Here is a 7,939-nt window from a genome sequence, read left to right on the forward strand (position 1 = left end):
CGAGCGATGGACGACTGGCTGATCTACCGTGGCGTCGGCGCACCGGATCCCGACCGGATCCGGCACCTTCCGCCGCCGCCGCCCTGGCGCGCCTTCTCCGGAGAGCCGCTGCCCGACCCGGCGCCGCCGATCGACAGCTCATCGACCCGGCGGCTCGGCGCGCGTGTCGGGGCCCCGCCCGCCCAGGACGCCGAAGCCCTCGAACTGATCAATGCCGCCCTGTACTTGAGGCGTCCGCTCCTCGTCACAGGTGAGCCGGGCTCCGGCAAGTCGACGCTCGCGCACTCCGTCGCGTACGAACTCGGCCTCGGCCGGGTACTCCAGTGGCCCATCGTCAGCCGCACCGAGCTGAAGGACGGGCTGTACACCTACGACGCGATCGGCCGGCTCCAGGACGCCCAGCTCGCCGAGCGCCAGGCCGACGACATCGGCCGGTACATCAGGCTCGGGCCGCTGGGCACCGCGCTGCTGCCCGCCGAGCGGCCGCGCGTGCTGCTCATCGACGAGCTCGACAAGAGCGATATCGACCTGCCGAACGATCTGCTCAATGTGGTGGAGGAAGGGGAGTTCGCGCTCCCGGAGCTGGAGCGGACGGCCGACCGGCCCGGTCAGGACGAGGTGCGGGTGCTCACCGACGACGGCCGCCGGGTGCCGGTGCGGGACGGCCGGGTGCGCTGTCACGCCTTCCCCTTCGTGGTGATGACCAGCAATGGCGAGCGCGACTTCCCGGCCCCGCTGCTGCGCCGCTGCATCCATCTGCATCTCGACCCGCCCCGCGACGAGCGGCTGGCCGCCATGGTCCAGGCGCACTTCGGGGCCGGGTCCGACGAGCGGAACCTCGATCTGATCAGCCAGTTCACCCGGGAGGACGGCGACGGCGAACTGCGTCCCACCGACCAGCTGCTGAACGCGATCTTTCTCACCCAGCATGCGGTACGTGAGGAGCCGGGACGCCGCGAGGAGATTGCCGAGCTGCTGATACGTCCTCTCGAGACCAGGCAGCGGTGACGCGGTGGACGCCGCCCTCCCGGCCCCCGCCGCCCTCCCGCCGCCCGGCGCGCTGACCGCGCTGGTCACGCGGCTGCGCGAGGCGGAACTGAAGCCGACCGCCGAGGAGTTGGCTGACGCCCTGTGGCTGGCCCGCTTCGTACCGGCGGCCGCCTCCCGCCAGCCCGGCGCCACGCCCGCCGCGCCTGCGGGGCCGCAGCCCGTGAACCCTGCTCCCGTGGACGTCAAGGAGACGTCCGCGCCCTTGTCGTTCAAGCCGGGCCCGGTGCCACGCACCCGTATCGACCTGTTCGGGCCCGCACAGTCGGAGGGCGCGGCCGGCGGCGCACCGGACGGAGGGCTGCGGAGGGTTTCCGTACCGGCCGCCGCCGCGCTCCCCGACACACTCGCGCTGCAGCGTGCCCTGCGGCCGCTGCAGCGCTACCGGCCGCCCATGCGCCTGGTCCGCCGCGAGCTCGACGAGGTCGCGACGGCCGACCGGGCCGCCGACACCGGACTGGTGGTGCCGGTGCTCGCCGCGGTACGGCGGCGTGAGGCGCGCCTCGCCCTCGTCATGGACGTCTCCTCGTCGAATGTCGTGTGGAACAAGGCACTCGACGAGCTGCGGCAGATCTGCGAACGCGCCGGGGCCTTCCGCGAGGTCGCCGTCCACCATCTGCGTGAGGACGAGCACACCCCGGCCCAGCTCGGCGACCCCACAGGTCGGCAGCTGACCCTGGTGCTCAGCGACTGTGCGGGCCCCATGTGGCGCAGCGGCCGGATGCAGCGGCTGCTGCACGTCTGGGCGTCGACCGCGCCGGTCGCCGTGGTGCAGCCGCTGCCGCAGCACATGTGGCGGCGTACGCATCTGCCCGCGCGGCCCGGACTGCTGCGGCGGCGCGAAGGACCCGCTGGGCGGCTGGAGTTCAATGCGCCGTACGGCGGGGCCGAACGGGGCATTCCGGTGCCCGTGCTCGCCCTGCGCCGCTCCTCCTTCGAGGCCTGGACGCGGCTGGTGGCCGGCGCCACCGGCCAGTCGCTGAACGCCGCGGCGGGCCTGGTCAGAAGCCGTCACGAGGCGGCCGCGGGCCGGGCCCGTACGGCACAGGACATCGACGCGGGCGAGCGGGTGCGGGCCTTCCGCAGAACCGCGTCGCCGGCCGCCGCACAGCTCGCGGTCTATCTGTCGGCGGTGCCGCTCGTCCTTCCGGTGATGCAGCTCGTCCAGCGCGCGATGCTGGTCCGCAGCAGTCCCGATGTGCTGGCGGAGGTGCTGCTCAGCGGAATGCTGCGACGTGACGACGACGGTCCGGCCGAGGACGAGGGCGGCCCCGCGTACACCTTCCTGACCGGCGTACGCGAAGAGCTGCTCGGCCAACTGGGCGCGAGCAGTGCGGCGTTGGTGCTCAAGCACTGCTCCGAGTACGTCGAGACGCGCTACGGGCGTACGGTGCGGAACTTCCCGGCCATGGCCGCGGCCTTCCTCGCGGGCTCGGTGGACCCGAGGCCCGCGGTCCTCAGCAGTCCGGACAGCCGCGGTCTTTCGGCCTTTGCGCGGGTGTCGGCGCAGGTGCTGCGGCGGCTCGGCGCGGCCGAGCCGACCGCACCACCGGGCGGCCCGCCGGGCGGGGGACCGGCCGCACTGGTGGCACAGGCGCGCGCCTGTATGGCGCATTTCGGCGAGTACGGGACCGTACGCGACCTGGACGCGGCGATCCAACTGCTCGGCTCCGCCACCCAGGCCGAACGGCGCGCCACCGAACGGGCCGTGCTGTACGGGGAGCTGGCCGAGGCCCTGCTGCGGCGCTGGCTGGTGCGCCCGCTGCCGGAGGACCTGCGCGAGGCGCTCGACGCCGCCCAGAACGCGATCACCGGACAGCCGCAGGCGCATCTGACGCTGGCGCAGGTGCTGGAGGCGATGGCGGACGAGGTGGAGGCGGGCCGGCTCGGCCCCCGGCTGATGCCGGAGTGGGTGCGGGTGCAGACGGCCGCGGAAGCCCATGACCCGGGACTGGTGGCGTCGGTCCTGCTGGCGACCGCGGACACCAGTCTCGCCGAGCTGACCGACAGCACTCCACGGTCGGAGGGCGCGCGGCTGCTCCGGCAGACCGCCGCGGTGGCCAGGATCCGGGTGCTGCGGCGCCTTGCGGTGACCGGCGCGCCGTACGCGCTGCGCGGCCCCGGCCGGCCCGAGGACTGGTTCACCGGCACACTGCAGACCGCGCTCTCCGTCGTCCATCTGCTGCTGGCCGACGAACACCGGGCCGATGCACACCGGGCCGACGAAGACTGGGAGGACGAACACCGGGAGTCCGCCTTGCTCAGCAGGGGCGGACTGCTGCTCGAACTGGCCCGCCACCACCGGGGCGAGGGCCCGGTCGCCAGGGAGGTCGGCGAGGCGGACCGCATCGCCGCCCGCGCCTTCGCCGACCGGGCCGACAACGATCTGCACGCCGGCATCGACGGACTCGACTGGGACGCCGTCCCGCAGACGGAGCTCTGCCGCGCCTGGCTGGACTACGCCGACGCCATCGAGTTCGCCCACGAGGACCTCGACGACGACGACAGGCTGCGTATCCTCCAGGCCCTGGACCAGGCGCGCCGGCACGTGGGCAAGGACGAGGAGGCCGAGGCCGACTGTCTGCTGCGGATGGCCCGCGTGCTGGACCAGCGGTACGCGTCCACCGGCGGCTGGGTGCACCGCGACTCGGCGATCGCCGCCTGGACCTCGGCGCTGCCGCTGCTGCCTCCCGGCGATCCCCGCCGCGCCGTGATCCTCACCGCGCTCGGCAGGCAGCTGACCGAGCGGGGTGTGGACAAGGATTCGGCCGTCGATGTGCACGCGGCTGTACGGGCACTGCGCGGCGCGATCGACGAGACGCCCGGCGGCGATCCGGAACTGCCGCGCCGCAGGGCCCTGCTGGGCCATGCGTACATCGAACGCTTCCGTGCCGAGGAAGCGGTCGCCGACCTCCACGAGGCGGACTGGGCTCTGGGCGCGACGGCCCGCGGCGCGGACGACCCCGAACTGGCCGCCTATGCCTGGTGGTACCGGGCGCTGGCATCCTCACTCCTCGCCCAGCGCACCGACTCGCCCCCCAGGCTCAGCGACGCCGCCGCCTACTTCCGCCGCGCCGCCGCCGCCGAACCGAGGACCGGCGACCTCACCGAACGGGCCGTCACCGCCCAGTGGATGAGAGCCACCCGCCTGGAACGCACCGCCGGTCCCGAGCGCGCCCTGGAGGAACACCGGGCGGTGCTCCGCATGCTGGTCGCCGCGGACGCGGCGGACCTGGAGGCGGCGAGCCTCGTACGGCAAGAGCTGGCCAGACTCGGCGCCGCGGGCACCTGAGCACGACAGGCCCGGTTCAGGTCGCGTCGAAGGACCGGAACAGACCGCCTTCTCGTACTTCTCGTATACGCCAAAGGGCCCGGCCCCGCGTTCAGCGCGCGGGGCCGGGCCCTCCGTGACGTACAACCAACCGGTCAGGCCTCGAAGACCTCGTTGACCAGCTGCTGCTGCTCCGCCTGGTGACGCTTGGCCGAACCGACCGCCGGGGACGAGCCGTGCGGGCGTGAGATGCGGCGCAGGCGCTCGCCGTGCGGGATGTCCGCGCCGACTGCCAGGTCCAGGTGGTCGATCAGGTTGAGCGCGATGAACGGCCACGCACCCTGGTTCGCCGGCTCCTCCTGCGCCCACAGGTACTTCTCGGCGTTCGGGAACTTGGCGATCTCCGCCTGGAGCTCGGCACCCGGCAGCGGGTACAGGCGCTCGAGGCGGATGATCGCGGTGTCCGTGTTGCCGCGCTTGACCCGCTCGGCGTCCAGGTCGTAGTAGACCTTGCCGGTGCAGAAGACGACCTTGCGGACCGCGTTCGGGTCCACCGAGTCGTCGCCGATCACCGGGCGGAAGCCGCCGTTGATGAACTCCTCCGCCTTCGACGCCGCGGCCTTCAGACGCAGCATCGACTTCGGCGTGAAGACGATCAGCGGCTTGTGGTGCGGGTTGTGGACCTGCCAGCGCAGCAGGTGGAAGTAGTTCGACGGCAGGGTCGGCATCGCGACCGTCATGTTGTTCTGCGCGCACATCTGCAGGAAGCGCTCAGGACGGGCGGACGAGTGGTCCGGGCCCTGGCCCTCGTAGCCGTGCGGCAGCAGCAGCGTGACGCCGGAGGTCTGGCCCCACTTCTGCTCGGCCGAGGAGATGAACTCGTCCACGACGGTCTGCGCGCCATTGACGAAGTCACCGAACTGCGCCTCCCACATGACCAGCGCGTCCGGGCGGGCCAGCGAGTAGCCGTACTCGAAGCCCATCGCTGCGTACTCGCTCAGCAGCGAGTCGTAGACGTTGTAACGGGCCTGGTCCTCGGAGAGGTACAGCAGCGGGGTGTAGTCCTCGCCGGTCTCCTGGTCCACCAGCACCGCATGGCGCTGGCCGAAGGTGCCACGGCGGGTGTCCTGGCCGGACAGCCGGACCGGGGTGCCCTCCATCAGCAGCGAGCCGATGGCGAGCGTCTCGCCCATGCCCCAGTCGATCGTGCCGTCCTCCACCGAGGCCGCACGGCGCTGCATCTGCGGCATCAGACGGGGGTGGACCTTGACCCGCTCGGGGATGTTGACCTGGGACTCGGCGATCCGCTTCACGACCTCCTGGGAGACCGCGGTGGTGACGGCCACCGGGAACTCGGCCTGGGCGTCCGGGACCTGCGTCGGGGCCGGTTGGCTGGTGGCCTCGCGGACCTCCGCGAAGACCTTCTCCAGCTGGCCCTGGAAGTCCTGGAGCGCCTGCTCCGCCTCTTCCAGCGTGATGTCGCCGCGACCGATCAGAGACTCGGTGTAGAGCTTGCGCACCGAGCGCTTCTTGTCGATCAGGTTGTACATCTGCGGGTTGGTGAACTGCGGGTTGTCGCCCTCGTTGTGACCGCGGCGGCGGTAGCAGATGAGGTCGATCACGACGTCCTTGTTGAACGTCTGGCGGAACTCGAAGGCGAGCCGCGCCACGCGGACCACGGCCTCCGGGTCGTCGCCGTTCACATGGAAGATCGGCGCCTCGATCATGCGGGCCACATCGGTCGCGTACATCGACGAACGCGAGGACTCCGGGGCGGCGGTGAAACCGACCTGGTTGTTGATGACGATGTGGACCGTGCCGCCGGTGCGGTAGCCGCGCAGCTGAGACATGTTCAGCGTCTCGGCGACGACACCCTGACCGGCGAAGGCCGCGTCACCGTGCAGGGCGACGGGCAGGACCGTGAAGTCCGTACCGCCCTTGTTGATGACGTCCTGCTTGGCGCGGGCGACACCCTCGAGGACCGGGTCGACGGCCTCGAGGTGGGAGGGGTTGGCGACCAGCGAGACCTTGATCTGCTCGCCGTCCAGACCGGTGAAGGTGCCGTTGGCGCCCAGGTGGTACTTCACGTCGCCGGAGCCGTGCATCGACTTCGGGTCGAGGTTGCCCTCGAACTCCCGGAAGATCTGCGCGTACGACTTGCCGACGATGTTCGCGAGGACGTTCAGCCGGCCGCGGTGGGCCATGCCGATGACGACCTCGTCCAGGCGCGACTCGGCGGCCGAGTCGATGACCGCGTCGAGCAGCGGGATGACGGACTCGCCGCCCTCCAGCGAGAACCGCTTCTGACCGACGTACTTGGTCTGCAGGAAGGTCTCGAAGGCCTCGGCGGCGTTGAGGCGGCGCAGGATCCGCAGCTGCTCCTCGCGCTCCGGCTTGGTGTGCGAGCGCTCGACCCGGTCCTGGATCCACTTGCGCTGCTTCGGGTCCTGGATGTGCATGAACTCGATGCCGGTGGTGCGGCAGTACGAGTCGCGCAGCACGCCCAGCACATCGCGCAGCTTCATCAGGGACTTGCCGGAGAAGCCGCCGACAGCGAACTCGCGCTCGAGGTCCCACAGCGTGAGGCCGTGCTCGGTGATGTCCAGGTCGGGGTGCTTGCGCTGGCGGTACTCCAGCGGGTCGGTGTCGGCCATGACATGGCCGCGGACCCGGTAGGAGTGGATCAGCTCGAAGACACGCGCCGCCTTGGTGACGTCGTCGTCGTGCGAGGCGTCGATGTCCTTGAGCCAGCGGACCGGCTCGTAGGGGATGCGCAGCGCCTCGAAGATCTCGTCGTAGAAGCCGTTGTCGCCGAGCAGCAGGTTCGCGACGATACGGAGGAACTCGCCCGACGCGGCACCCTGGATGACACGGTGGTCGTACGTCGAGGTGAGGGTCATCACCTTCGCGATGCCCAGCTTGTTCAGGGTGTCCTGCGAGGTGCCCTGGAACTCGGCCGGGTAGTCCATCGAGCCGACACCCATGATGACCGACTGCCCGGGCATCAGACGCGGCACGGAGTGCACGGTGCCGAGGCCGCCGGGGTTGGTCAGCGAGACGGTGACGCCGGTGAAGTCGTCCATCGTCAGCTTGTTGTTGCGGGCGCGTCGGACGATGTCCTCGTAGGCCTGCCAGAACTCGAAGAAGTTCAGCGTCTCGGCCTTCTTGATGCCCGCGACGACCAGCTGGCGGTCGCCGTTCGGCTTCACCAGGTCGATGGCCAGGCCGAAGTTGACGTGCTCCGGCTTGACCAGGGTCGGCTTGCCGTCCTTCTCGGCGAAGGACCAGTTCATCGACGGCATGGCCTTGATGGCCTGCACCATCGCGTACCCGATGAGGTGGGTGAAGGAGACCTTCCCGCCCCGGGCGCGCTTGAGGTGGTTGTTGATGACGATGCGGTTGTCGAACAGCAGCTTCACCGGGACGGCGCGCACGGACGTGGCCGTGGGCACCTCCAGCGAGGCGTTCATGTTCTTGGCGACCGCGGCGGCCGGGCCGCGCAGCGTCACGTACTCGGGGCCGGCCGGGGGCTCGGTGGCCGGGGCAGCGGCGGCCTCGGCCGGCTTGGCGGCGGCCGGGGCGGGCTTCGCGGGCGCCGGGGCGGCGGCCGCGGGCTTCGCC

Annotated in this window: 3 protein-coding genes; 2 read left to right on the plus strand and 1 reads right to left on the minus strand. The window is 71.3% G+C overall.

All coding sequences use genetic code 11. From position 1 onward, the window contains the following. Positions 1-6 precede the first annotated feature (6 nt). Positions 7-1,008 carry an AAA family ATPase gene (locus ACFWDI_RS18880; RefSeq protein WP_385305301.1) on the plus strand — a complete coding sequence of 334 codons (1,002 nt, stop codon included), beginning with the start codon at positions 7-9 and terminating at the stop codon, positions 1,006-1,008. A 4-nt stretch (positions 1,009-1,012) separates the two neighbouring features. After that, positions 1,013-4,339, plus strand: coding sequence for an SAV_2336 N-terminal domain-related protein (locus ACFWDI_RS18885; protein WP_385305303.1), 3,327 nt, complete (start codon positions 1,013-1,015; stop codon positions 4,337-4,339). A gap of 134 nt (positions 4,340-4,473) precedes the next feature. Here the strand turns inward: ACFWDI_RS18885 and ACFWDI_RS18890 are convergent. Continuing rightward, the coding region (locus ACFWDI_RS18890; protein ID WP_385305305.1) for a multifunctional oxoglutarate decarboxylase/oxoglutarate dehydrogenase thiamine pyrophosphate-binding subunit/dihydrolipoyllysine-residue succinyltransferase subunit at positions 4,474-7,939 on the minus strand (3,466 nt) is incomplete at its 5' end.

It is taken from the genome of Streptomyces sp. NPDC060064, from assembly GCF_042736455.1.
Taxonomy (GTDB): Bacteria; Actinomycetota; Actinomycetes; order Streptomycetales; family Streptomycetaceae; genus Streptomyces.